This window comes from Micromonospora sp. NPDC049049 (genome assembly GCF_040649115.1).
Lineage (GTDB): Bacteria > Actinomycetota > Actinomycetes > Mycobacteriales > Micromonosporaceae > Micromonospora.
In genome coordinates, this window is record NZ_JBEZEX010000007.1 from 84,623 (window position 1) to 109,308 (window position 24,686).

A 24,686-nucleotide genomic window follows, 5' to 3' on the forward strand; every position below is an offset into this window, starting at 1 on the left:
GATACCCGCACGATCGGCCCTGCCCCGCCAGCCTGGAGGGTTGCCGCACCTGCCGACTCGTCGCCCGCCAACGCGCCCACCGATCTTTCCCGCGAAGCGAAAGGCGCAGGTGACGAACACGACGGGGGATATTGCACGCCGTGTTTGCGACGACACTCATCGCCGTGACGATGCAACCACCACAGCACCCGGGGCCGCCGTACCCGCCGTCGTTCGACCAGACGCCCCGACCGAACTGGTTCCGCCGGGCCACTCCCGCCAGCCGGGTCGCCGTGATCCTCGGCTCGGTCACGCTGTCGATCCTGCTGCTCTGCTGCACCGGCACCGCCATCGTCGGCGCGTTGACCGGCGAGCCGGAGCCGACCAAGACCGGCACCGCCGCCGAGCAACCGCAACAGCCGATCCTGGCCGCGCCCGGCGAGCCGACCGAGGAGGCCCCGGCCCAGGAGGAGTCGCCGATCGCCGCGCCCTCCACAGTGCCCTCGTCGGTGCCTGCCACGGCGCCCTCGTCGGCGGCGGCCGTGCCGGTGGTGCAGGTGACGACCGTGACGGAAAAGGCCACCATCCGGTACGGCGAGCGGACCGTCAAGGACTCGTCACTGGCCGAGGGCAAACGGGTCGTCCGAACCAAGGGCGTGAACGGCGTCCGGACCATGACCTACGAGGTGACCACCACCGACGGCGTGCGGACGGCCAAGAAGCTGGTCACATCCGCAGTGACGAAGCAGCCGGTGACCCAGGTCGTGGCCGTCGGCACCAAGAAGCCGCAGTCGTCGAAGTGCGACCCGAACTACAGCGGCTGCGTCCCGATCGCCAGCGACGTCGACTGCGCGGGTGGCAGTGGCAACGGTCCCGCGTACGTCAGCGGGCCGATCAGGGTGATCGGCGACGACATCTACGACCTGGACCGAGACGGCGACGGCATAGCCTGCGACTAGTCCCAAACCCCGGCCTGCGTCGCGCCCCACCCCCTCACCCACGCGATCTTGCACTTTCTGCGGTTACTTATGCCTCCCATCGGACATATCGTCGACAGAAAGTGCAAGATCGCGGGGGTGAGGGGTTTGGGGTGGGGGGTTTGGGGGTTGGTGCTAGCACGGCTGAGGTTGTTGTGGGGGTTGTCCACAGGGGAGTTGGTTTTCCACAGGTAGTTGTTGCGGGGCACTGGCGGAGGTCCGGGTCGGTCAGCCTCCCTCCATGGCAACTCAGTTGTGGCGTACGGACGCGCTGATGCGGCAGCTCACCGTTGGACGGATTCGTACTCGGCTCGACCGCGAGGAAATCCTGCGTGTGCGCAGAGGGGTCTACGCCGACAAGCCCTGCGACGACGACGACGAACTGCGTGCCCTGATGCTCCGGCTGCCCGACGGAGCGATGTTGGCGAGACAGAGTGCCGCCCGCCGATACGGCTTCGGGGTCCTGCGCGACGATCTGATCCACATCCAGTTGCCCGCCGAGGTGCCGAAGCCCCGTCTGCCCGGGGTGGTCGTTCACCGGACGGTCTTACCCGCTCGGCCGGTCTTCGTCGCAGGCCTGCCCTGCGTGCCGCCGGCGCGTTGCGCAGTCGACCTTGCTCGCGCCGCTCGTCGGGTCGACGCACTCCCAGTGCTCGACGCCGCGCTGCGGTCGGGCTTGGTCACCCAGGATGACCTGCTGGTCGAGGTGGCGGCCCACAACGCATTGCGGGGCGTCCGCCAGGCCCGCCAGCTCGTCCCGCTGGCAGACGGCAGGGCGGAGTGCCGCCAGGAAAGCCAGTTACGGCTGATCCTGCTCGACGGAGGCCTGCCGCCGCCGGAGCCGCAACTATGGGTGGCCGACCGCCACGGCATCCCTCTGTACCGGCTCGATCTGGGTTACCGCGAACGCCGAATCGGCATCGAGTACGACGGACTGTCGCACCTGAACCGCGATCGACTCAGGCACGACCGTGAGCGGATCAACTGGCTGGCCGCAGCGGGTTGGCGGATGCGCTACTTCACCGACCGAGACCTCTACCACCGCCCCGAACACATCAAAGCCACCATCCGCGCAGCCCTCTCCTAACCACCCCCGTGCCGTGCCCCTGCCCGTGCCCTCACCCTCGCCGATCTTGCACTTTCTGCCCCGACAAAAAACGCCTTACTCATATTTCGGCAACACAAAGTGCAAGATCGCGGGGTGGGGCGGGGCCGGGCGGGGTGGGGCGGGGGGTGACTTTCGGGGGTCTTGTGACGCGGGTCACTGTTGAGTGCTTTGGCTCTTCGTGGTGTTGGGACGTTTGGCGCGGGGCGTGTGAGACGGGGACGAAGGGCGCGGGGGCTGGGTTGAGGTGGTTTGCCCGCTGGACAGCCGCGTGGAGGATGGCTGCGGCGGGTGCTTACAGAACCCTTAACCCGGGCCTGCGACGGTATGCCGGGCAAGCCGAACTGGGGGAGCGGGAAAACGTGCGGGTGCTGGTGGCGGACGACGAGCGGTTGTTGGCGGACACGGTGGCCGAAGGGCTGCGCCGCCTCTCGATGGCCGTGGACGTCTGCTACGACGGTGACGGTGCGCTGGAGCGGGTCGGGGTGAACCGGTACGACGTGGCGGTGCTGGACCGGGACATGCCCGGACACACCGGCGACGAGGTGTGCCGCAGCATCGCCGACTCGCAGGTGGGCACCCGGGTGCTGCTGCTCACTGCGGCGGCGGGCATCCGGGACCGGGTGGAGGGCCTCGGCCTCGGCGCGGACGACTACCTGACCAAGCCGTTCGCCTTCGCCGAGTTGGTGGCCCGGGTGCAGGCCCTCGGGCGACGGTCGACGCCGGCGCTGCCACCGGTGCTCGCCCAGGACGGTCTGGCCCTGGACGTGGGTCGGCACCTGGCCACCCGGGACGGTCGCCCTCTCGCGTTGAGCCCCAAGGAGTTCGCGGTGCTGCACGTGCTGCTGCGCGCGGACGGCCAGGTGGTCAGCGCCGAGGAGTTGCTGGAGCAGGCCTGGGACGAGTTCGCCGACCCGTTCACCAACGCCGTACGGGTCACCGTGATGACGCTGCGCAAGAAACTCGGCGATCCCGCGATCATCCATACCGTCCCGAAGGCCGGCTACCGCATCGGCGGCACGGCGTGAGCTGGACGCCCCGACGTCGGGTGCTGCTGGTGGGGCTGTTGGCGCTGCTGGCCGGCCCGGTACTGCCGGCGATGGGCAAGTGGCTGTCGGGGGTGACCTGGAACTGGGGGCAGCAGTTCTGTGACCTGCCCGTGCCGGGGATGTCGGCGGTGTGTCGCAACGTACGGCCGGGGGCGTTCATGCTGCCCCTGGTGGCCGTCCTGCTCGTGACCCTCGCCGTCCTGGTGGGGCTCTGGTTCGCCGCGGCGTGGTGCCTGCGCCCGGTCGCTGACCTGGCCGGGCCGATCGGGCAGCTCGGCCCGCAGAACCTCGGTCACCGGATCCGGCCCCGGGGCGGCGACGAGTTGGCCCGGCTGTCGAGGGCGATCGACGAGATGATGGAACGCGTCTCCGCCGGGTACGAGGGGCAGCGGCGGTTCGCCGCGAACGCCTCGCACGAGCTGCGTACGCCCCTCGCCGTGCAGCGGACGCTCATCGAGGTCGGTATGGCCAGGGCGCTCACCGGCGAGCAGTTGGAGTTGCTGACCAGTCAGCTGCTGGAGACCAACGAGCGCAACGAACGACTGATCGAGGGCCTGCTCGCGCTCAGCGAGAGCGACCAGGGTCTCCGTTCGCGGATACCGCAGCGGTTGGACGCGATCGTCGAGGCGGTGCTGGCCGGTTACCTGGACCGGGCCCGGGAGGCCGGCGTCACCGTGGAGACCCATCTCGAACCCCGGGTGGTCGTCGGCGAGCGGGTGCTGCTGGAACGACTGGTTACCAACCTGGTGGAGAACGGGATCAAGTACAACAGGCCGGGCGGCTCGCTGACCGTCGTGGTGAGCGGCGTGCCGGCGCTGTCAGTGGTCAACACCGGTCAGCCCGTGCCGGCCGAGGCGGTCGCCGGTCTGTTCGAGCCGTTCCGCCGGCTCGCCCGGGACCGGACCTCGCAGGGCGGTGGGGCCGGGCTGGGCCTGGCCATCGCCCGTTCGATCACCCAGGCCCACGACGGCATCATCGCGGCCCGGCCCGCCGAGTACGGCGGCCTGCGGGTCGACGTCCAGCTACCCACCTTGAACTGACACTTCCACCCACAGTCACCGGGGTCCACGTACCGCTGGACCCTGCCTGTGGCGTGCCCGAAAAGGAGAGACGATGACAGGCACAGTTGGTCAGGTCCGGGCCGATGTCGAGGAGGCCAGCCGCTGGCTGGCCGGCCACGTGGTCCGCACCCCCGTGCTGCGCTCCCCGGTGATCGACGAGCTTGCCGGGGCACGGGTGCTGCTCAAGGCGGAGAACCTCCAGCACGGCGGCTCGTACAAGATGCGGGGTGCGCTGCGTGCGGTCGGCCGCCTCGCGGTTTCCGGACACACCGGGGTGATCGCGCAGAGCACCGGCAACCACGCGGTGGCGGTGGCGTTGGCGGCCCGGCAGCACGGGCTCGCGGCGACAGTGGTGCTGCCGGTCGACGCCGCGTCGACGAAGGTCGACCGGGCGCGCGCGGCGGGGGCGCGGGTGGTGTTCGCCGGCACCAGCGTCGAGGAGCGGGTGGCGGTGGCCAACGGGCTCAGCGACGAGAGCGGTCATCCCGTCGTCGACGCGTACGACCACCCGGACGTGATCGCCGGGCAGGGCACCGCGAGCCTGGAGCTGATCGAGGACGCCGAGCGCGCGGGGACGCCGTTGGACGCGTTGGTCGTACCGGTGGGTGGTGGTGGCGGGGTTGCCGGAGCGTGCCTGGCCGCCGCCGGCTCCGGCATCGAGGTGTACGGCGTGGAGCCGGTGGGTTGCGACTCGCTCGCCCGCAGCCTGGAGGCAGGTGTGCGCGTGCCGGTAGCGCCGGCGACCACCATCGCGGACGGGCTGCGGCCGTCCTGCGTGGGGGAGCTGCCGTTCGCCATCGTGCGGGACACGCTGCGTGGGGTCGTCCGGGTCGACGACGACGAGATCGCGGCGGCGTTCCGGCTGATCCTGACGGAGCTCAAGGTGGTCGCCGAACCCTCCGGGGCGGCGGGCCTGGCCGGCGCCCTCCGCCTTCCCCCGGACGGCGGAAGGCGAAGGGCGTCGGACAGCGACCGGCAGCGGACGGTTGGCGTGGTGCTGACCGGCGGGAACGTGGAGGCGGCGCTGGTGGCCCGGTTGATGGCCCCGCGATCGGCCGACCTGGCTGAGGAAGGGGTGGCGGCGTGAGCGCGCCAGTTCGGATCGGGATCCTGTTCGGCGGGCCGTCGGCGGAGCACGAGGTTTCCTGCGCCTCCGCGCTCGGGGTGGCCCGGGCGCTCGCCGGTGGCGGCTACCGCACTGTGGCCATCGGTGTCACCCGCAGCGGCGGCTTCCGGCTGATGCCCGACGCGCTGCTGGCCGAGTTGCGCGACCGACCGGCCGGCGAGCGGGCCATCGACGACCAGTTGGTGGTGACCGGGCCGGCCGTCGAGTTGCGGGCCGGTCCGCGTGGGGGTGTCGTACAGGTTTCCGCCGGTAACGCCCCCGGCGCGGTGCACGCCGAGCTGGACGTGGTCTTCCCGGTGCTGCACGGCCCGTACGGCGAGGACGGTGTGGTGCAGGGGCTGCTGGAGTCACTGAACGTGCCGTACGTCGGGTGCGGGATCCTCGCCTCGGCGGTCGGTATGAACAAGGTGGCGATGAAGCGGGCGCTGCGCGCCGAGGGCATCCCCGTCACCCCGTACGTGTCGTTCGACGCGCACACCTACCGGGAGGTCGACGACCCGGAGAAGTTGGTGACCGGGCTGAGCCGGCCGCTGTTCGTCAAGCCGGCCAGCATGGGCTCGTCGATCGGCATCTCCCGCGTCGACGAGGGTGACGACCTGGCCGCCGCCGTGGAGGAGGCGCTTCGCCACGACCAACTCGTCATTGTGGAGCAGGGGGTCGTCGGCCGGGAGTTGGAGTGCGCGGTGCTCGGTGGCTGGCGTCCCGAGGCGTCGGCGGTGGGCGAGGTGCAGGTCAGCGGTGGCTGGTTCGACTACCAGCAGAAGTACTTCGGCGACGCCGACCCGATGATCGTTCCCGCCGTGCTGCCGGACGAGGTGACCGCGCGGGTCCGCGAGCTGTCGCTGCGCGCGTTCGCCGCGATCGGCGGTTGGGGTCTGGCCCGGGTCGACTTCTTCTACGACGCCGGTGAGCTCTACGTCAACGAGCTGAACACGATGCCCGGCTTCACCGCGCACTCGATGTACCCGAAGGTGTGGGCCGCCGTCGGGGTCGGCTACCGGGAGGTGGTGGACCGGCTCGTCGAGTTGGCCCGGGTCCGCCATGCGGAACGGTCGGTGGGCACGCCGGGGAGCATCCGATGATCCTGCTCTCCGACCCCCGGGTGGCGGCGGTGCCCAGCGCCGACGACGGCGAGGAGTTCGTCGACCTGCGTGAGTTGCCGGAGTTGCGGCTCGACGGCCGGGCGGCCGACCCGGCCGGGGCGTACGCCCGCTTGCGCGCGGGTGTCGTGGACCGCCTGCTTGCCGCGCAGCGTGCCCTGCCCGGTGGGCTGCGGCTGCTGGTGGTCGAGGGCTACCGGCCGTACCAGGCGCAACTGGCCATCTTCACCGGCTACCGCGACGAGCTGCGCCGGCGGCACCCGGACTGGTCGCCGCAGCGGCTGCACCGGGAGACCACGAAGTTCGTGTCACCGGTCGAGGTGGCCCCGCACAGCACGGGTGGCGCGGTGGACCTGACGCTCTGCACCGACGACGGTGTGGAGCTGGACCTGGGCACTGCCATCGACGCCACACCGGAGGACAGCGCCGACGCCTGCTTCACCGACGCGCCGACGATCGGGGGTGCCGCCCGCCGGCACCGGCAGATCATGGTGGACGCCCTCGGCGGCGCGGGGATGGTCAACTACCCGACCGAGTGGTGGCACTGGTCGTACGGCGACCGTTACTGGGCGCTGATCACCAGGGCCCCGAGCACCCGGTACGGGCCGGTGGACCTGGCCGCCGCACGATCGATACCCGTGCCGGCTGAACGGTAGGACGCTCCGGTCCGTACCGGTGGGTGAAGAACACCACCGAGGACGGGAGTGACGGCGATGAGGGTGCAGCGCAGGCACGTGCTGGCAGCGAGTGTGGCGGTGCTCGCCGCGGTGGGCGTGTCGGTGGGGACCAGCTTCGGGTTCGCCGACACGGCCCCGGCACGGTCGTCGGTCTGCTCCGGTTCGGTCACCTTCTCCGCGGAGGGCGGGGCGCCGGCGGCGACCAGCGACCGGTTCCCGGTGGGGACCCGGCTGCGGGTGACCAACCTGGACAACAACCGGGCGGCCACTGTGACGGTGACCGGCCCGTCGGGCAGTTGCGTGCTGCTCAACGCCGCTGCCATGGAGCTGGTCCGCGAGCCCGGCAAGAACGTGATCCGCCGCAACGTGGTGGAACGCGTCGACGGCGCGGCCCCGCCCGCCGGCGCTCCGGCCCCCGGCACGGTCCGTCCCGGCGTCGCGTCTCCCGGCGTGCCCGGCCCGGCGCCCCAGTCGGTGTGCTCCGGGGCGATCACCTTCTTCGAGGAGGCCGCCGGTCCGGCGGCGACCAGTGGGCAGTTCCCGGTGGGCACCCGGCTGCGGGTGACCAACCTGGACAACAACCGGGCGACGACTGTGACGATCACCGGCCCGTCGGGTAGCTGCGTGCTGCTCAACTCCGCCGCCATGGAGCAGATCCGCGAGCCGGGCAAGAACCTGGTGCGCCGCAACACCGTCGAGGTGCTTCGCTGACATCGGGGCAGGGGCCCGCACACCGGGCCCCTGCCCGCTCGGTCGCGGCGTGCCCCTGCCCGCTCAGCCGCGGCGTGCCCCTGCCCGCTCAGTCGAAGGTGGCGTCCAGGATGTCCGCGCCTCGGTTGAGGTGCCCGTCGGAGATCACCAGCGGGGGCAGGAAGCGCAGCACGTTGCCGTACGTGCCGCAGGTCAGTGTGAGCAGGCCGGCGGCGTGACAGGCCGCCGAGATCGCCGCCGTGGCGGCCGGGTCGGGGGTGAGGGTGCCCGGCAGCACCAGCTCCACGGCGAGCATCGCGCCGCGGCCGCGTACCTCGGCGACCCGGGGATCCCGCTCGGCGATGGCCCGTAGCCGGGGGACCAGCACCGACTCGATCCGTCGGGCCGCACCGGCCAGATCCAGCTCGCGCATGGTCTCGATGGTGGCCAGCGCGGCGGCGCAGGCGATCGGGTTGCCGCCGTACGTGCCGCCGAGCCCACCGACGTGCACCGCGTCCATCAGCTCGGCCCGACCGGTCAGCGCGGCCAGCGGCAGACCACCGGCGATGCCCTTGGCCAGGGTCACCAGGTCGGGTTCGACGCCCTCGTGCTGACAGGCGAACCAGTCACCGGTACGGCAGAAACCGGTCTGGATCTCGTCGGCGACGAAGACCACCCCGGCCGCCGTCGCCCACGCGCTCAGCGCGGGCAGGAAACCCGGCGCGGGTACGACGAAGCCACCCTCGCCCTGGATCGGCTCGATGAGCAGCGCGGCGACGTTCTCCGCGCCGACCTGCTTCTCGATCATCTCGATCGCCCGGGCCGCCGCCTCCGCGCCGGAGAGCCCACCATCACGCAGCGGGTACGACATCGGCACCCGGTAGATTTCCCCGGCGAACGGCCCGAACCGGTGCTTGTACGGCATGTTCTTCGCGGTCAACGCCATGGTCAGGTTGGTCCGGCCGTGGTACGCGTGGTCGAACACCACGACCGCCGGCCGTCCGGTGGCGTGTCGGGCGACCTTGACGGCGTTCTCCACCGCCTCCGCGCCGGAGTTGAACAACGCCGAGCGCTTCGCGAACCCGCCGGGCGTCACCGCGTTGAGCTGCTCGCAGACCGCCACGTACGACTCGTACGGCGCGACCATGAAGCAGGTGTGGGTGAACCGCTCCACCTGCGCCCGGACCGCCTCGACCACCCTCGGGGCCGAGTTGCCCACGCTGGTCACGGCGATGCCGGCGGCGAAGTCGATCCACTCCCGGCCGTCCACGTCGGTGATCGTCCCGCCGGACGCACTGTCCACGTAGGACGGGATCACACTGCCGACACCTCGGGCCACGGCGTCGACGCGCCGCTTGTGCAGCTCCTCGCTCGACGGCATGGCTCAGCTGCCCAGGTTGTGCATGACGTGCTTGATCCGGGTGTAGTCCTCCAGGCTGTAGACCGAGAGGTCCTTGCCGTGCCCGGAGTGCTTGAAGCCACCGTGCGGCATCTCGGAGACGAACGGGATGTGCGTGTTGACCCAGACGCAGCCGAAGTCGAGTCGACGGGTCATCCGCATGGCCCGGCCGTGGTCGCGCGTCCAGACCGACGCGGACAGGCCGTAGTCGACGCCGTTGGCCCAGCGCACCGCCTCGTCCTCGTCGGAGAAGCGCTGCACGGTGATGACCGGCCCGAACACCTCGTCCTGGATGATCTCGTCGGCCTGACGCAGCCCGGAGACCACTGTCGGCGCGTAGAAGTAGCCGCGTTCGCCCTGCCGGGACCCGCCGGTCTGGATCGCCGCGTGGTCCGGCAGGCGGTCCACGAAACCGCTGACCCGGGTGAGCTGGTTGGCGTTGTTCAGGGGGCCGTAGAGCACGTCGGCGTCGTCCGGTGCGCCAGTCTTCGTGTTGCGGGCCTGCTCGGCGAGCGCCGCCACGAAGTCGTCGTGGACGCCGGGGCCGGCCAGCACCCGGGTAGCCGCCGTGCAGTCCTGCCCGGCGTTGAAGTAGCCGCCCATCGCGATGGCCTCGGCGGCCGCCGCCACGTCCGCGTCGTCGAAGATCACCACCGGGGCCTTGCCGCCCAACTCCAGGTGCGTGCGCTTCAGGTCAGGGGCCGCCGCGGCGGCCACCTCCATGCCCGCGCGGGTCGAGCCGGTGATCGACACCAGCTGCGGGGTCGGGTGCGACACGAGGGTACGACCGGTGTCCCGGTCGCCGCAGACCACGTTGAACACCCCCGGTGGGAAGAACTCGGCGGCGATCTCGGCGAGCAGCAGCGTCGACACCGGGGTGGTGTCCGACGGCTTGAGCACCACTGTGTTGCCGGCGGCGAGCGCGGGGGCGATCTTCCAGACCGCCATCATCAGCGGGTAGTTCCAGGGGGTGACCTGCGCGCAGACGCCGATCGGCTCACGCCGCACGTAGGAGGTGTGCCCGGCCAGATACTCCCCGGCGGACCGCCCCTCCAACATCCGGGCGGCGCCGGCGAAGAACCGGAACTGGTCCACCGCCGGGGGAAGCTCCTCCTCGGCGGTGAGCTGGCGGGGCTTGCCGGTGTTGCGCACCTCGGCGTCGACCAGCTCGGCGGCGCGCGCCTCCACGGCGTCGGCGAGCTTGAGCAGTGCCCGCTGCCGCTCGGCCGGGGTGACCTCCCGCCAACTCTCGAAGGCGGTGGCGGCGGCGTTCATCGCCGCGTCCACGTCGGCGGCGCCGGAGACCGGGGCCTGGGCGAACACCTCACCCGTGCAGGGGTCGACCAGGTCGGCGTAACCGCCATCGGACGGGTCGACGTAGGAGCCGTTGACGAAGTTGCGCAGCTGCTGCTGGTCACTCATGAGGGATCACTCCGAGGGGGCCGGGGGCGCGGTTCTGCGGCGTTTATCGCAATCTCTCTGCCATCTTCGCTACTGAATTCGCGGCAGACAAGGGTTATCGCGACTGTTTCCGTCGGCTGGTCGCTCGGCTACTCTGCTCCGCGTGGAGCCCGTACCCATCTTCGTCGCCTCCCGCCCCGCCACCGGCGAGGGTGAGGTGACAGTCCACCACCCGTACGACGGCCGCCCGGTGGGGCGTACCACACTCGCCACGCCCGACCAGGTCGACGCCGCCGTCGCCGCGGCGGCCGGTGTGGCCGCGCAGGCCGCGGCCCTGCCCGCGCACGCCCGCGCGGCGGCCCTCGACCACGTGTCCCGGCGGCTCGCCGAGCGCGCGGGCGAGATCGCCGCCCTGATCACCGCGGAGAACGGCAAGCCGCTCAAGTGGGCCCGCGCCGAGGTCGGGCGTGCGGTGTCGACCTTCCGGTGGGCCGCCGAGGAGGCCCGCCGCTTCTCCGGCGAGTTGCAACGACTCGACACCGACCCGGCCGCCGAGGGGCGGATCGCCCTGGTCCGCAGGGTGCCGCGCGGGCCGGTGCTGGGCATCACGCCGTTCAATTTCCCGCTCAACCTCGTCGCCCACAAGGTGGCGCCGGCCATCGCCGTCGGCGCGCCGATCATCGTCAAACCCGCGCCCGCGACGCCCCTGACCGCGCTGCTGCTCGGCGAGCTGCTAGCCGAGACCGACCTCCCGGCCGGGATGTTCTCGGTGCTGCCGCTGCCCAACGACCGCGCCGCCGAACTGGTCACCGAACCCCGGCTACCCGTGGTGTCGTTCACCGGCTCCGGGCCGGTCGGCGCGGCCATCCGCCGCGCCGCGCCGCAGAAGCACGTGACGCTGGAGTTGGGCGGCAACGCCGCCGCGGTGCTCTGCGCGGACTGGACCGCCGACGAGGACCTGGACTTCGCCGCGCAGCGCATCGCGACGTTCGCCAACTACCAGGCCGGCCAGTCGTGCATCGCCGTCCAGCGGGTGTACGTGCACCACGCCCTGCACGCCGACTTCCTGCCCCGGCTGGTGGCGGCCGTGCGGAGGCTCCGGACCGGAGACCCCGCGTCCGAGCTGACGGACGTCGGGCCGATGGTGTCCGAGGACGCGGCCCGCCGGGTCGAGACGTGGGTGGCCGAGGCGGTCGCCGCCGGCGGCACCGTCGAGGTGGGCGGCCTCCGCGACGGCGCGACCTACCCCCCGACCGTGCTCACCGGCGTGCCGGCGAACGCCAAGGTCGTGGCCGAGGAGGTGTTCGGGCCGGTGCTGGTGGTCACCCCGGTCGCCGACGACCAGGCCGCGTTCGCAGCTGTCAACGACTCGGCGTACGGCTTGCAGGCCGGCGTCTTTACACGACGTCTGGACGTGGCCTTCGCCGCCGCCCGCGCGCTGGAAGTGGGCGGAGTGATCATCGGTGACGTGCCGTCGTACCGCGCCGACCAGATGCCCTACGGCGGAGTGAAGGGCAGCGGCGTCGGCCGGGAAGGGCTGCGCAGCGCGATGGACGACTACACCGAGGCCCGGGTCATGGTGCTGACCGGCCTCACGCTCTAACTCGGGTCGGCCGGCCAGGTGCCGTCGTCGCGCACCCGGGCGGGTGCGCGGCCGAGCAGCAGGGTGGTCAGCGCGGCGTCGATGGTGTCGCCGAGGAACCACTCGCCGGACTGGTCGAGCGCGAAGACCCGGCCGCGCTCGTCCACCGCCAGAATGCTGTCCTGCTGCTCGGTGCCGATCGGAAAGAGGCGTACGCCCAGCACCGCGCCGAAGTCCGCGAGGGTGTCGGCGGTGTGCGCGACGGTGTGCGGGCGGATGTCGAAACGGGAGATCCACACCTGCTCGCCCCGGCCGCGTCGCGCACCGACCAGACTGGGGAACGCGGTGAGCGCCTCCACCGCGGCGGGAAAGACCTCGTGCCGATGGTTGCGCCCCGGCACCGACGTGACGTCCCGGACGGCGGCGGAGGCCATGATCTGATCCCCGATGTGTGGCTGCCAACCGGCCGCGACCAGCGCGTTCGCGACCTCCGCCGGGAACCGCCCAGGATCGGGGTCGGGTGCCTGCGGCGCGTTCCAGGTTTCGGTCCAGGCGCGAGCCGACTCAGGGAGGACGTTCGCCCGGACCAGGAAGGAGATGCACGAGTCGCAGGGCCGTTCGGCGGGCCCGCCAGCGGGGTCGCCCGGCTCGCGGACCCGGAAGATCTCGAAGCGGGCCCTTTCCAGCAGCGCCGCTGCCTCGGCCCGCCCCATCGGCGCGATGCCCTCGGCGGCGCGGCGGTGGTCGTACTCGTGCAGGACGTCGGAGACCACGATCAGCTCGGCGTGAGACGCCCCGCCGCGCACCAACTCGCCGGGCGGCAGTTGGTCGAGATAGTCGCGGACCAGCGGGTGATGGTTGAGTGGCACGTCGGCCTTCGTGCCCTGGGCCGTCCAGATCCGTCCGTCGATGGTCAGGTGCGCGGCGGTGTTCGGGGTGGCACCCCGATGGATCTCCCGGACCAGCAGGCTCGACGGGTCGAGAGTGCGGAGGGCTGTCGGCCCGGAGGGCCGGCTACGCCGGTAGAGCTCCGCCACCACAGCGCTCGGCACCCGGGGCCAGGTGGTGACAGTGCCGGTCTGCTTGTCGATGACCGTCGTCGGCAGGTCACCCGGCACCGTGGGCACCTCGGTGGGCACGACGGACGTGATGACCCACCCCAGGTCGAACTCGTCGACCATCGCAGTGCACTCGTGACCGAGACGCTGCGAGTCACGGCGGGCCCAGGTGGCGGCGAGCTGCTCGGCCTGTTGACGGTCGATCACGCTATGAAACTACCGGACTACGCGGATCGATGGCGGCCGGTATTGTTTCGCTCTACCGACGGTGACGGGAGGGCGGCGGTGGGGGAACAGGCGGACCGGAGCGTCAATCGCGAGCTACGGGCCCGATTCGACGACGTTTATGGGCAATACCAGCAGCTCAGATCCGGTTTGGACACCCTCCAGACGCGACTCGCCGCGCTGCGGGTGACCCGCCGGTCGGCCGACGGGCAGGTGACGGCGACAGTTGGCGCTCAGGGCCAGGTGATCGAGGTCGAGCTGACGCCGGCCATCTACCGGGACCGCGACGCTGACGCGCTCGGCCGAAAGGTCACCGAGACGATCCGGGCCGCCGCGACCGCCGCCGCCGACGCCACCCGCGACCTCGTCGCCGAGAGCATGCCGGCCGGCTCCGGGGCGACGGACTTCCTCAAGACCGGCGATTACGCCACTTTGCTCGGTCGGGCCGACGCCGTCCTCGGCACAGGTGAGGCGAAGCCATGACCGACGGGCAGCTCTGGCTTGATCCGTCCCGGGCCCGCCGGGGCGGTGCCGACCTGGCGCTCGCCGGCGAGGCGGTGACGGCCCGTCGTGCGGCGGAGGGGGGCGCGATCGAAGCCGCCAGCGGTGCCCGGCCCTGGGGTCGCGACGACATCGGCGCCGCCTTCGAGCGCAACTACCGCGGGTTCGAGCAGACCGTGCTGCGGGCCTGGGCCGGCGTCGGGCACCGGCTCACCGAGCTGGGCAGCGACGTGGTCGAGGCGGTCGACGCGAGCGTGCAGACCGACGGGGCCAACGCCGCCCGGGTCGGCCGGGCCGCCGACCGGCGCTGACGGCCGACGAGCTGAGATGAGCGTGCTGCCGAGCCCCATCCCGCACCCCCTGGACCACGCGCCGTGGGACGTGCCCGGCTGGATCTACGAGGCCCTCGACTGGGTGGTCGGCGTGCAGTGGCCGGACGGCAACGAGCGGGCCGTCTGGGACGTCGCCGACCAGTGGTACTCGGTTGCCTCCGTGCTCGCCGGCCCGCACGCCGACGCCGCCACGGCCGCCGTCGAGGTGCACAACGGGTACGGCGGCGTCGGAGCTGTCGACGCGGCGTTCGAGGCGGCCTGGCGGGGGATCGCCGAGGGCGCCGACGCTCCGCTGCCCGTGCTGCTCGCGGTCACGGCCGACCTGGGCCGACTGGTCGAGGAGTGCGGTTGCGACATCGAGGGCGCCAAGCTGGAAGTCTGGATCGAGCTGGGCATTCTTGTTATCGAGTTGCTCACCGTTGCGGTGGCGGCGGTGCTGACCGCCGGTGCGGCAACCCCGGCCGCCGGCGTGGCGATCACCGCGACCCGGCTGCTGGTTCAACAGATCTTCAAGCGGCTGATGGGCCAACTGGCCAGCAAGTCCCTCAAGCACGGGCTCAAGGAGGCCGGCGAGCGGGCCGCCAAGGAGGTCGCCCGAGGCGGTGCACGCGGGCTCGCCAAGCGGGCCGCCCGGGGCGGGCTGGAGGAGGCCACCGAGGAGGCCGGGGTCACCCTGGCCACCCAGGCGTACCAGAACTCCAGCGGGCGGGCACACGGCCTGGACCTGACCGATCTCGGCGCGTCGGCGGTGGGCGGGTTGGCCGGCGGGGCGGTGGCACCGCTGGCCGGCCTGGGCCGGCACGCCACCGGGCGGGCGGCGAAGGTCGGGGAGCACCTGGGGCGGGAGATGACCGGCGAGGTGCTCGCCGACAGCGCGGCGAGCCTGGCCACCGGTCAGGGCCTGACCTCGATGGAGGACGTGGCGCGCGCCGCCGCGTCCGGGGCCACCGGCTCGGCGACCGGGCAGACCGACCACGCGCTACGCGCCCGGCTCGACGCGCAGGCCAACGCCCTCGCCGGAGCATCCTTCACGGGCCCCTCCCTTCCGCCCGTGTTGCCCGTCGCGGGAGATGCGGCCGCTACCGGAGCGGCTCCCTCCTTCGGGGTCTCGTCTGCCGCGAGTGCTCCTTCCGCGGGGGCTGTCGGTGGTGTGGCTTCGGGTGGTCCGGTGACTGCTGCGGGCGTTCCGATGCAGGCGACGGAGGCTGTCGCGACCACTCCACCGGACCAGGTGGCTGCGCCGACACCACCGGTTGTCGAGCAGTCACGAGGAGCCGGGCCGGCGTCTCCGGTCGCGCCCGACGCGCACACGTCGTCCCCGACACCGGTTGGCGCGCTGTCCGACGTGGACGCGGTGCACAGTGCGGCGGGCGCCTCCGAGACGGGTGGGTCGTTCGGCGACAGATCGGGCGTCCCGCACCCGGTCACGGCCGACCCCGTGCTGTCGGCGACGACCACCAACCCGGCCACGTCTGCGGTAGGTGATCCGAGTCAATCTGTGGTGGGTGCTGATCCGAGGCTTTCGTCGGCGTCCGCGCCCGTGGTCGGTCCCCTCGAATCGGGCAGCGGGCCGGCTGCCACCGGTGTGCCGCCGGTTCAGCCCGGCAGTTCCCCGCACGTCACCACCTCCGGACCGACCGCCTGGCCTCCGGCGACCGGCCCCTCCGCACCAACGATGACCCCAGGCCCGGCGGCACCGATCACCTACGGCACCCAGACGACCGCCAACGGGCCGCTGCCGGTCGCCTCCACCCCGCCGGTGGTGGGTCGATTCACCGTGCCGGCGCGTGTCCCGACCCGGCAGACGCCCGCACCGGTGCGGGCACCCGACCATCCCGCCCGGGGAAGGGCGTCGATCCCCGTCGACGTGGCCGCGTTCGGTGCCCCGTCGGTGCGCGAGCCCGAAACCAACGACGCGTACGCGGCGCAGTGGGCCGCAGCGGCGGAAGCCGCCGAGCGGCGGCGCTACCAGGACCACTACGAATCGCTGCGGATCGGGTTCGAGAACAACCGCCGGCAGTCCGAGGCCGCCCGACTGCGCACCCGTGCCGTGGAGCACGATCGCCGAGCCGTCGAGTACGCCACCTACGCCCGTCAGCTGCACCAGGCCGGCAACCGGCAGTGGGCCGACGGCTGGCAGCGCGCCGCGAACGAGGAAGCACGCGCGTACTCCGAATGGCGTGACCTGGCAGACGCGGTGCTGGCCGGCACCACGGCCCCGCCGGTCGTGGACATCAGCGCCACCTTCGAACACGCCAACCGGGACGTGGGCGCGCTCGCGCTCGGCGCGGTGGAGACCACCGGCCCGTCCATGCTCACCGGCGACGACGATCCGCCGCCGATCGACGACTCCCGGCCGTACGGGCAGCCCGGAGGACTCCGGCCACCGCTCGCCCTGCACCAGGTCGACGTCGAACGACAGATGCCCCGTGGACCGGACGGCACCGTCACCCGCACCGCCGACCCCCGACACGGCGGCTGGTTCGGGCTGCTCAACGACGGCGGTCCCGCGGCCGACGCCACCCGGGGCATCAACTGCCTGGACTGCACACTGTCGCTGTTCGAGACATGGGTGCACGGGCGCCCCCGCGTGTCGGCGCCACGAACCTTCGACGGCTACCTCGACGGTGACATCCGACGCCCCATCCGTGGCGAGGCGGGCGGCCCGGGCCGGGTGGAGGACGTGACCGGCGGGCGCTTCCAGAAACTCCTCGCCCCGGCGTCCGGCCAACGCACGGACTCCGCACAGGCGCGGCAGGCCGCCGACCGGGGCTACCGCAACCTGCACGACCAACTGCTGCTGGGCGGGCACGGCAGCTACTCGTTCCTGGTCACCGAGTGGGCGCACGGCGGTTCGCACGCCTGGGTGGCGCTCAACCAGAACGGCACAGTGCTCTACGTGGACCCACAGAACGGCGTGGTCCGGGACCGGCCGCTCTACCCCGACGTGGTCGGCATCGACGCGCTGGTGCTGAGCGGAGACGGCCGACCGATGCCGCTCGGCGGACTGCCCCGGGGCCGGTTCAGCGAACGGCCCGACCTGCCGGATCACCCGCCGACGCGCGACGACGGCGGCCACGGCGACCCGTACATCAACCGGATGTACCTGCTCCTCGACGGCCCAGGCTCGGCCCCGCCGTCGCCCGACGCTGACGTTCCAGCGAGCGCCACACCGGATGGCGGTAGTGCCCGCGCCGTTCTGTCGGCCAACAGCCTGGACGACGTTTTCGCGGCGGGGATGACTCCCGTGGAGTTCGCGACGGCGGTCGACAGCCCCACCCTTCGTCGTCTGGTTCCGGGCCTGGACGAAGCGTCGGCGCGGGATCTCGTGCGACTGTTCGCCGACGACCGGGTCCGGGACATGCTCGACGCCGCCCGACGAGAGCCGCCCCCGAACGAGCCCGACCTGGCCGAGCAGTTGGTGCGGCAGTTGGTACAGCAGCCGGACCTGGCGCGCATGATCCAGTCCACGCCTGAACTCGCGGCGTCGCTGACGTCCCGTCCGCTGACCCTGTATCACCTGGCCAGCCATCAGCAGGCAATCGACGTCCTCGCCGAGGTACTGAACGACGTCGCCCAGCAGGAAGCCGCGGGGCCCGGGGTGTCAGGACAGACAACCGGAACCGCTGATCGTGTGGATCAACCACAGCCAACGCCACTGACGGACGACCAGCGGCGGATCAGCGCGAGTATCCGGATTCCGGATGATCCACCTACCCAACCGGGATTCGAGAAGCGTCGGCAGTCTGACCCCTCCTACCGGCAGCATTACCTCGACGATCTCTATGCGGCAGCAACTGTTGCTCAGGCGGAGCTGAATCAGTTGGCGACGTCCCTAGCCCTTGTCGGTGATCGTCGGGTCGGTGAGCCCGGATGGCGTGCCCAGCCCAAGGATCGTCGTCGAGCTGAGGACAAGGTGGCCAAACACCAGGGCGATGCGTCCAAGCTGCTCGACCTGGCCGCCGCGAAGGTCGAGTTCCGCAACCTCGACGACCTCTACGCGGCACTCGGGCGGATACGCGACCACCCTGACATCATGATCGTAAGTTGCCAGGACCGGTTCGTGTCTCCCGAGGACAGCGGCTACCGCGATGTGCAACTCGTACTGCGGACCCGGAACGGGCACCTTGCGGAGTTTCGCCTGCACCTGGCAGCGCTCGACGAGATCGCGGTCTGGGAACATGCGCTGTATGAGGTGCGCCGCGATCTGGACGCCTTGGCCCGGATCGAGGGTCGAGCGTTGACGAGGCGCGAGCGAGCGATTGCAGACGGGATCCTCCGTCGCGAACAACAGCTGTTCTGGCAAGCGCTGCAGTCGACTTACGAGGGGAACGCTTGATGGCCCAAATGCCAGGTCTGGTGCTCCCGTCCTACTACCTGTACTACCAGTCGCCGGTGAAAATAGTGGAGACGCCTGACGGCGGCGCCAGGGTTTGGCGTGTCGCGATCGACACTGGCGCTTGGCAGGAGAAGAACGAGTTGTTCAGCGAGATCGTCTTCGACATCGGGGGCGAAGTATTCCGGCGCTCTCCTGAGGACTTCGTGCAGGAGGTGGAGCGATTTCGGGCTCACTATCTCGAGGGCGAAGGCCCGATCTTCGCTCTCTACGAGACGGTGCAGGCGGTCAGGGACGTGGCGAAGGCCGAGGATCGTCACCTGACGCCGAAGGAGCAGGCGCTCATTCGTGGGATTCGGCAGCGGACGTTCGTCATGTTCGAGGAGCAGCTTCGCGCGGCCGGCGATCCTGGCGCGGACCCCGACATCGGGAGAGCGCAGTAGGCGTGGGCTTGCCTGAGCGTCGGAGCGATCCGCGGGGCCCTCGCGGGGCCGAATAAGATCGACGCATGGCGAAATCTGGTACGCAGAGCGTCAGGTCCACTGTCTGGGCCTGGCCGGTCGGCCTCCTGATCGGTCTGGCGATCGGCATTCCCGTGTTCGGTGCGAAGGGTGGCGTTGCCTTCGGTATCGCCTTCTGTACTGCCTTCGCCCTCGGCCTGGGTGCGATCAGGGGCCGGGCCGGCCGTGATCCTGCCCAGGAGGGCGGGGCCGCCGGGGATGGCGTCGGTGCCTCAGGTCGAGGGTGATCGACTCCGGTTCATTGATGTCGGGGCATCCGGGGCGGCGGGACCACCCGACTTCCGTGAAGCCGAGTGGATCATGGCGCGCGCCGCCGGAGACCACCCGCACCGCTGACCGGCTGTGCCGTGACGCCCTGGCCGAGGCGGAGCGCGCCCGCTGATTGGCTGGTCAGTCTGGCTGTCGGGAGGTCGGCGGGAGGGGCGCTAAACCGTAACGCCGCACACATGCGGGGCGCTCTATGACCGGTGGGACAGGTGGGCCGGTAGTAGCCTGGCCGGCGGACCCCACCCGGGGAGAACGGCGAGGTAATCATGACAGTGCGTCGACGCGTGGCACGGCTCGCGGCGGTCTGCGGTCTTGCGGGCGGCCTGGTGATGCTCGGTGCGTCACCGGCGCTGGCCGACCAGGACTCGGTCCGGGTGGGCGCGGCCAGTAGCTTCGCCGCCGGTGGTTCCGCGCAGGGGGTGAACGTCGCGGTGCGCAAGCGCACCGACGGGTGTGTCCTGCTGCGTACCGCGCTGGGCTTCAGCCTCCAGGGCCTCCAGCCGAACCAGGTGGCGGTCGAGGTCAACGCGGGCGGGCGCTGGTTCCCGGTGGCCGTCACCGGCGGCACCGGCACCGTGTCGACAGCGCAGACGTCACCCTCGAAGCCGACGCTGTGCAAGGGCAAGGGCATCACGGTGCGCTACCGGGTGGCGTTCGCGGCGGGTTCGCCGGGTGGCCGTCTCGTGGTCACGGGCGTGGGCATCAGCGCCTCTGGCCAGACGCTGGGTCGCGCCACCGATGCGGCGCGGCTGACCGGAGCGCGGGTCACTCCGTCGCCGACTCCGTCGCGGTCGAAGACGCCGTCGCCGACTCCGAGCCCGACCGAGGTCGCGACCGTCGACGAGGCGGTGAACCCGGCGGCGCAGGGCGGCGTCTCCGCGGCGCCGAGCACCACGGCGACCGCCGCCGAGTCGTCCGGGGGAGGATCGCCGGTGATGTACTTCGGCATTGTGCTGGTGGCGGTCGGGCTGCTGCTCATCGTGCTGCTGTTCCGCCGCTCACGGCAGGACCGCAAGCCGTCCGACGAGGCGCCCGACACCCTGCCGGGCAACCCCGGCGGCACCACCTACCGGGCCGGGGGTGGGTTGCCGGCCGCGCCCGGTCGCCCCGGTCAGGTGTACGGCCAGCAGCCGCCGGCCGCCACCTGGGGTGGTGCGGTGTCGTCACCGCGTCCCGCCACCGGCGGGGTTTACGGTGCCCGGCCGGACACCCCCGCGCCGGAGGCCACCCAGCCGATGCCGGGCCGGCCCGACGGCCGCCCGAAGCCCGGTGACCCGCCCACCGACGGTGACGGCCACACCGTGTTCATCCCCCGCCTCCCCGGCTGAGCGGAGGACGGCCCGGCCCTCCGTTAGGCTCAGGATCGGTGTCTAACCTGCGGCCAAGGAGTGGAACACGTGTCTGATCTGTCCCAGATTGTGAAGGCCTACGACGTCCGCGGGACGGTGCCGGACCAGTGGGACGAACGGGCCGCCGAGGCACTGGGCGCCGCCTTCACCCAACTGCTCAACTCCACCGACGAGCCGGGCGACGCCGTCGTCGTCGGGTACGACATGCGGGCCACCTCGCCCGGCCTGGCCGCCGCGTTCGCCACCGGCGTACGCGCCGAGGGCCGCTCGGTGATCGAGATCGGCCTCGCGTCCACCGACCTGCTCTACTACGCGTCCGGCTCGCTCGACCTGCCCGGCGCGATGTTCACCGCCAGCCACAACCCCGCGCAGTACAACGGCATCAAGATGTGCCGCTCCGGCGCGCGCCCGATCGGCCAGGAGAGCGGCCTGGCCGAGATCCGGGAGCGGGCCCAGGCACTCCTGGACTCGGGCGACGCTCGTCCCGCCGGAGCGCCGACCCGGCCCGCCGAGCGGCGCGACCTGCTCCCCGACTACGCCGGCTACCTGCGCAAGCTGGTCGACCTGTCGGGTATCCGGCCGTTGAAGGTGGTCGTCGACGCCGGCAACGGCATGGGTGGCTTCACCGTTCCGACGGTGCTGGGCGACGCGGCCCTGTCGCCGCTTCCGCTGGAGATCGTGCCGCTCTACTTCGAGTTGGACGGCAGCTTCCCCAACCACGAGGCCAACCCACTCGACCCGGCGAACCTGGTCGACCTTCAGCGCGCTGTGGTCGAGCACGGGGCGGACATCGGGTTGGCCTTCGACGGTGACGCCGACCGGTGCTTCGTGGTGGACGAGCGCGGCGAACCGGTCTCACCGTCGGCGATCACCGCACTCGTCGCCGCCCGTGAGCTGGCCAAGCACCCGGGTTCCACGGTGATCCACGGCCTTATCACCTCCAGCGCCGTCGCGGAGATCATCCGGGAGCACGGTGGGAAGCCGGTCGTCGCCCGGGTCGGGCACTCCTTCATCAAGGCGGAGATGGCCCGCACCAACGCCGTCTTCGGCGGCGAGCACTCCGCTCACTACTACTTCCGGGACTTCTGGTTCGCCGACACCGGGATGCTCGCCGCGATGCACACGTTGGCCGCGCTGGGTGAGCAGTCGCTGCCGCTGTCCGTGTTGGCCGGTGAGTACGAGCGCTACATCGCCTCCGGCGAGATCAACTCGACGGTGACCGACCAGGCGGCGGCGGTGGCCGAGGTGCGTGCCGCGTATCCCGACGCGGTCGCTGACGAGATGGACGGGCTCACCCTGCGTTTCCCCGACGGCGCCTGGTTCAACCTGCGCGCCTCCAACACGGAGCCGCTGCTGCGGCTCAACGTCGAGGCGCCCACCCGGGATCGGATGGTCTCGCTCCGGGACGACGTGCTCGACCGCGTTCGCCGATAAGATCGCCTGCGCCGGTCGGCACCGCCGTCGGTCAAGCCGTACACGTGGAAGGAGCCGTGCCATGGCCCTGGATCCGCAGTTGCTGGAGATCCTTGCCTGTCCGGACACGCACCACGCCCCGCTCACCTATGACGCCGAGGCGCAGACGTTGACCTGCACGGAGTGCGGCCGGATCTTCGAGGTCCGCGACGACGTGCCGGTGCTGCTGCTCGACGAGGCGCGCGGCGGCCCCGGGCAGACCTCATGATCGACGGTACGGCCGGGGTCAGTGGGCGCCGTGACGCCGACGAGGCCCTGCTCGACAACTCGCAGGCGTTGGCCGAGGCCGACCCGGGCGGCATGCTCCGGCACACGGCGTCGGCCGGTGCGCAGGTTCGCGAGAGCGCCGCACTGGCAGCCGAGGCGAACCTCGCGGTGCTCGCCGACGACGGGCGGCCCCGAGCCGTCGTGATCGCCGGCATCGGCACCGCCGGGCGTACCGGTGACGTGCTGGCCACTGTCGCCGGGCCACGCTGCCCGGTCCCGATCATCGGGCACCGCTCTGCCGGCGTGCCCGGTTGGGTGGGCGCCGCCGACGTGGTGATCGCGGTGAGCGCGTCCGGACGTAGCCCGGAGGCGCTGGGCGCCGCCGAGGCGGCCCACCGCCGTGGTGCCCGACTCGTCGCCGTGGGTGCCCCGGATTCGCAGTTGCAGTCGATCGCCGAGCAGGCCCGGGCGCCGTTCATCCCGGTGCCCCGGCGTGCCCCGGCCCGGGCCAGCCTCTGGGCGCTCACGGTGCCGGTCCTGCTCGCCGCCCGTTCCCTCGGGCTCGTGAAGGTCAACGAGGCGGACCTGGCCGAGACCGCGTCCCGGCTCGACGCGGACGCGGACCGCTGCCGGTCCGCGGCCGAGTCCTTCGTCAACCCGGCGAAGTCACTGGCCCTGGGCCTGGCCGGCTCGATCCCCATCGTCTGGGGTTCGTCCCCGCTGGCCACGGTGGCGGCCCGCCGGTTCGGCGACACCCTGTCGGCAAACGCCCGCTACCCGGTGGTCACCGGAGCGTTGGGTGAGGCCGGGCGGGGTCGGGTCGGGCTGCTCGACGGCGTCTTCGGCGGCCTGGCCGAGGGGGAGCGGGACATCTTCGCCGACCCGGCCGAGGACGACGGTGAGGGCACCCGGCTGCGGCTGGTGCTGCTGCGCGACGGCGGGCTCAACGCCGAGGACGACACCGACGAGCCGCTCGCCGTCGAGGAGCGCCGTGCGGACGCGGTGCAGACCCTCGCGGAGCGCCGTGGCGTGCGGTGCGACGTGGTGACCGCCGAGGGCGGCTCCGCCCTGGAGCGGCTGGCGTCGCTGATCGCCGTTCCGGATTTCGCCTCGATCTACCTTGCTCTGGCACACGGGTTGGACCCGATGGCCGTTCCGGCCATCACCGAGATGAAGGAGCTGTCGAACCAGTGAACGAACGTACGGGGCGGCGCATCATGCGCGGACCGAGCGGCTTCGTGCGGCGAAGCGGAGCGGTGGCATGAGCGCCAACGGTGGGACGAAGGCGATTGTCGCCGCCCTGCTGGCCAACATCGGCATCGCCGTCACCAAGTTCATCGCGTTCCTGCTCTCCGGCTCGTCGTCGATGCTGGCCGAGGCGGTCCACTCGGTCGCCGACTCCGGCAACCAGGGTCTGCTGCTGCTCGGCGGCAAGCGGGCGAAGCGCGCGGCCACACCGGAACACCCGTTCGGGTACGGCCGGGAGCGCTACATCTACGCGTTCATCGTGTCCATCGTGCTGTTCAGCATCGGTGGCCTGTTCGCGCTCTACGAGGCGTACCACAAGTGGCATGACAAGGGCGGCATCGAGTCCTGGCACTGGCTGCCGGTGGTCGTGCTGGTGTTGGCGATCATCATGGAGTCGTTCTCCTTCCGGACCGCCATCAAGGAGTCCAACCACATCCGGGGCAACCAGTCCTGGGTGCGTTTCATCCGCCGGGCCAAGGCGCCGGAGCTGCCGGTGGTGCTCCTGGAGGACTTCGGCGCCCTGGTCGGTCTGGTGTTCGCCCTGTTCGGCGTCACCATGACGCTGATCACCGGCAACGGCGAGTGGGACGCCGCCGGCACCGCGATGATCGGCATCCTGCTGGTGGTCATCGCCGTCGTGCTGGCCATCGAGACGAAGAGCCTGCTGCTCGGTGAGGGCGCCGAGGCGTCCGAGCTGGCTGCCATCGAGCGGGCCGTCACCGACGGCCCCGAGGTGGAGCGGATCATCCACATGAAGACGCTCTACCTGGGCCCGGAAGAGCTGATGGTGGCCGCCAAGATCGCCGTTCCGGAGTGGGAGAGCGCCCACGACCTGGCCCGTGGCATCAACGCCGTCGAGGCGCGGATCCGCGCCGCGGTGCCGATCGCCCGGGTGATCTATCTGGAGCCGGACGTCTACAGCACCGCTGCCGCCGAGGCCGGCACCGGTGCCGCGGCCGACACCGCGGTGCCGCAGCCGCAGGACACGTCGGGCGAGCCGGCCGGGCGGCCCGGGGGCTGACG

Annotated in this window: 21 protein-coding genes; 18 read left to right on the forward strand and 3 right to left on the reverse strand. The window is 71.6% G+C overall.

Features of this window, described 5'->3' with window-relative positions:
- The first annotated feature begins 170 nt into the window (after positions 1-170).
- From AB0B68_RS10095 to AB0B68_RS10130, 8 genes are all read left to right on the forward strand, one after another.
- A complete protein-coding gene (locus tag AB0B68_RS10095; protein WP_357205730.1) occupies positions 171-938 on the forward strand; it encodes a G5 domain-containing protein in 768 nt (255 codons plus the stop codon).
- Between the two features lie 292 nt (positions 939-1,230).
- A complete protein-coding gene (locus AB0B68_RS10100; protein WP_357205704.1) occupies positions 1,231-2,043 on the forward strand; it encodes a DUF559 domain-containing protein in 813 nt (270 codons plus the stop codon).
- Positions 2,044-2,423: 380 nt separating this feature from the next.
- Complete coding sequence (locus AB0B68_RS10105) at positions 2,424-3,089, forward strand: response regulator transcription factor (protein ID WP_091394074.1); 666 nt, start codon at positions 2,424-2,426, stop codon at positions 3,087-3,089.
- Positions 3,086-4,150, forward strand: coding sequence for a HAMP domain-containing sensor histidine kinase (locus tag AB0B68_RS10110; RefSeq protein WP_357205701.1), 1,065 nt, complete (start codon positions 3,086-3,088; stop codon positions 4,148-4,150). Before AB0B68_RS10105 ends, AB0B68_RS10110 begins: the two co-directional genes overlap by 4 nt.
- Before the next feature lie 73 nt (positions 4,151-4,223).
- A complete protein-coding gene (locus AB0B68_RS10115; protein WP_357259079.1) occupies positions 4,224-5,258 on the forward strand; it encodes a pyridoxal-phosphate dependent enzyme in 1,035 nt (344 codons plus the stop codon).
- Positions 5,255-6,379, forward strand: a complete 1,125-nt coding sequence (locus tag AB0B68_RS10120) for a D-alanine--D-alanine ligase family protein (protein WP_357259082.1) — start codon at positions 5,255-5,257, stop codon at positions 6,377-6,379. The genes AB0B68_RS10115 and AB0B68_RS10120 overlap by 4 nt, the downstream gene beginning before the upstream one ends.
- Positions 6,376-7,053, forward strand: coding sequence for a M15 family metallopeptidase (locus AB0B68_RS10125; protein WP_357259085.1), 678 nt, complete (start codon positions 6,376-6,378; stop codon positions 7,051-7,053). The genes AB0B68_RS10120 and AB0B68_RS10125 overlap by 4 nt, the downstream gene beginning before the upstream one ends.
- A 57-nt stretch (positions 7,054-7,110) precedes the next feature.
- The gene (locus AB0B68_RS10130) at positions 7,111-7,785 is read left to right on the forward strand and encodes a hypothetical protein (RefSeq protein WP_357259088.1); all 675 of its coding nucleotides are present in this window, start codon (positions 7,111-7,113) and stop codon (positions 7,783-7,785) included.
- 88 nt (positions 7,786-7,873) lie between these two features.
- Here the strand turns inward: AB0B68_RS10130 and gabT are convergent, their stop codons facing one another.
- On the reverse strand, positions 7,874-9,145 hold the full coding sequence (gabT, locus tag AB0B68_RS10135) for a 4-aminobutyrate--2-oxoglutarate transaminase (protein WP_357259091.1): 1,272 nt from the start codon (positions 9,143-9,145) through the stop codon (positions 7,874-7,876).
- A 3-nt stretch (positions 9,146-9,148) separates the two neighbouring features.
- Entirely contained in the window at positions 9,149-10,585 is a 1,437-nt protein-coding gene (locus tag AB0B68_RS10140; protein WP_357204227.1) for a gamma-aminobutyraldehyde dehydrogenase, read from the reverse strand.
- 142 nt (positions 10,586-10,727) lie between these two features.
- Between AB0B68_RS10140 and AB0B68_RS10145 the strand changes: the two genes are divergently transcribed.
- Positions 10,728-12,167, forward strand: a complete 1,440-nt coding sequence (locus AB0B68_RS10145) for an aldehyde dehydrogenase family protein (protein ID WP_357204229.1) — start codon at positions 10,728-10,730, stop codon at positions 12,165-12,167.
- Here the strand turns inward: AB0B68_RS10145 and AB0B68_RS10150 are convergent.
- The gene (locus tag AB0B68_RS10150) at positions 12,164-13,411 is read right to left on the reverse strand and encodes an SUKH-3 domain-containing protein (protein WP_357204231.1); all 1,248 of its coding nucleotides are present in this window, start codon (positions 13,409-13,411) and stop codon (positions 12,164-12,166) included. The two genes, AB0B68_RS10145 and AB0B68_RS10150, sit on opposite strands and share 4 nt — an antisense overlap.
- 3 nt (positions 13,412-13,414) lie before the next feature.
- Here AB0B68_RS10150 and AB0B68_RS10155 point away from each other — a divergent pair, with 3 nt between their 5' ends.
- The 9 genes from AB0B68_RS10155 to AB0B68_RS10195 all read left to right on the forward strand — a co-directional run bounded on the left by AB0B68_RS10155 (position 13,415) and on the right by AB0B68_RS10195 (position 24,684).
- The gene (locus tag AB0B68_RS10155) at positions 13,415-13,912 is read left to right on the forward strand and encodes a YbaB/EbfC family nucleoid-associated protein (protein ID WP_357204233.1); all 498 of its coding nucleotides are present in this window, start codon (positions 13,415-13,417) and stop codon (positions 13,910-13,912) included.
- A complete protein-coding gene (locus tag AB0B68_RS10160) occupies positions 13,909-14,241 on the forward strand; it encodes a hypothetical protein (protein ID WP_355005572.1) in 333 nt (110 codons plus the stop codon). Before AB0B68_RS10155 ends, AB0B68_RS10160 begins: the two co-directional genes overlap by 4 nt.
- Before the next feature lie 16 nt (positions 14,242-14,257).
- Positions 14,258-18,601 carry a toxin glutamine deamidase domain-containing protein gene (locus AB0B68_RS10165; RefSeq protein ID WP_357259094.1) on the forward strand — a complete coding sequence of 1,448 codons (4,344 nt, stop codon included), beginning with the start codon at positions 14,258-14,260 and terminating at the stop codon, positions 18,599-18,601.
- The gene (locus AB0B68_RS10170; RefSeq protein ID WP_357204238.1) at positions 18,601-19,041 is read left to right on the forward strand and encodes a hypothetical protein; all 441 of its coding nucleotides are present in this window, start codon (positions 18,601-18,603) and stop codon (positions 19,039-19,041) included. The genes AB0B68_RS10165 and AB0B68_RS10170 overlap by 1 nt, the downstream gene beginning before the upstream one ends.
- 611 nt (positions 19,042-19,652) lie before the next feature.
- Positions 19,653-20,714 (forward strand): hypothetical protein, encoded by a 1,062-nt coding sequence (locus AB0B68_RS10175; protein WP_357259098.1) that lies wholly within the window; start codon positions 19,653-19,655, stop codon positions 20,712-20,714.
- A gap of 69 nt (positions 20,715-20,783) precedes the next feature.
- Complete coding sequence (locus AB0B68_RS10180) at positions 20,784-22,169, forward strand: phosphomannomutase/phosphoglucomutase (protein ID WP_355005567.1); 1,386 nt, start codon at positions 20,784-20,786, stop codon at positions 22,167-22,169.
- 61 nt (positions 22,170-22,230) lie between these two features.
- Entirely contained in the window at positions 22,231-22,416 is a 186-nt protein-coding gene (locus AB0B68_RS10185; protein WP_210784501.1) for a Trm112 family protein, read from the forward strand.
- Positions 22,413-23,609, forward strand: coding sequence for an SIS domain-containing protein (locus AB0B68_RS10190; protein WP_357204243.1), 1,197 nt, complete (start codon positions 22,413-22,415; stop codon positions 23,607-23,609). The genes AB0B68_RS10185 and AB0B68_RS10190 overlap by 4 nt, the downstream gene beginning before the upstream one ends.
- Positions 23,610-23,676: 67 nt before the next feature.
- A complete protein-coding gene (locus tag AB0B68_RS10195; protein WP_357259102.1) occupies positions 23,677-24,684 on the forward strand; it encodes a cation diffusion facilitator family transporter in 1,008 nt (335 codons plus the stop codon).
- Positions 24,685-24,686 lie beyond the last annotated feature (2 nt).

Excerpts from the sequence above, each read along its gene's own strand:
- AB0B68_RS10160 (WP_355005572.1), top strand. The coding sequence starts at position 13,909 with ATGACCGACGGGCAGCTCTGGCTTGATCCGTCCCGGGCCCGCCGGGGC.
- AB0B68_RS10175 (WP_357259098.1), top strand. The coding sequence starts at position 19,653 with ATGACAGTGCGTCGACGCGTGGCACGGCTCGCGGCGGTCTGCGGTCTT.
- AB0B68_RS10170 (WP_357204238.1), top strand. The coding sequence starts at position 18,601 with ATGGCCCAAATGCCAGGTCTGGTGCTCCCGTCCTACTACCTGTACTAC.
- AB0B68_RS10115 (WP_357259079.1), top strand. The coding sequence starts at position 4,224 with ATGACAGGCACAGTTGGTCAGGTCCGGGCCGATGTCGAGGAGGCCAGC.
- AB0B68_RS10165 (WP_357259094.1), top strand. The coding sequence starts at position 14,258 with ATGAGCGTGCTGCCGAGCCCCATCCCGCACCCCCTGGACCACGCGCCG.
- AB0B68_RS10100 (WP_357205704.1), top strand. The coding sequence starts at position 1,231 with ATGCGGCAGCTCACCGTTGGACGGATTCGTACTCGGCTCGACCGCGAG.
- AB0B68_RS10190 (WP_357204243.1), top strand. The coding sequence starts at position 22,413 with ATGATCGACGGTACGGCCGGGGTCAGTGGGCGCCGTGACGCCGACGAG.
- AB0B68_RS10185 (WP_210784501.1), top strand. The coding sequence starts at position 22,231 with ATGGCCCTGGATCCGCAGTTGCTGGAGATCCTTGCCTGTCCGGACACG.
- AB0B68_RS10195 (WP_357259102.1), top strand. The coding sequence starts at position 23,677 with ATGAGCGCCAACGGTGGGACGAAGGCGATTGTCGCCGCCCTGCTGGCC.
- AB0B68_RS10140 (WP_357204227.1), bottom strand. The coding sequence starts at position 10,585 with ATGAGTGACCAGCAGCAGCTGCGCAACTTCGTCAACGGCTCCTACGTC.
- AB0B68_RS10130 (WP_357259088.1), top strand. The coding sequence starts at position 7,111 with ATGAGGGTGCAGCGCAGGCACGTGCTGGCAGCGAGTGTGGCGGTGCTC.
- AB0B68_RS10095 (WP_357205730.1), top strand. The coding sequence starts at position 171 with ATGCAACCACCACAGCACCCGGGGCCGCCGTACCCGCCGTCGTTCGAC.
- gabT (WP_357259091.1), bottom strand. The coding sequence starts at position 9,145 with ATGCCGTCGAGCGAGGAGCTGCACAAGCGGCGCGTCGACGCCGTGGCC.
- AB0B68_RS10155 (WP_357204233.1), top strand. The coding sequence starts at position 13,415 with ATGAAACTACCGGACTACGCGGATCGATGGCGGCCGGTATTGTTTCGC.
- AB0B68_RS10125 (WP_357259085.1), top strand. The coding sequence starts at position 6,376 with ATGATCCTGCTCTCCGACCCCCGGGTGGCGGCGGTGCCCAGCGCCGAC.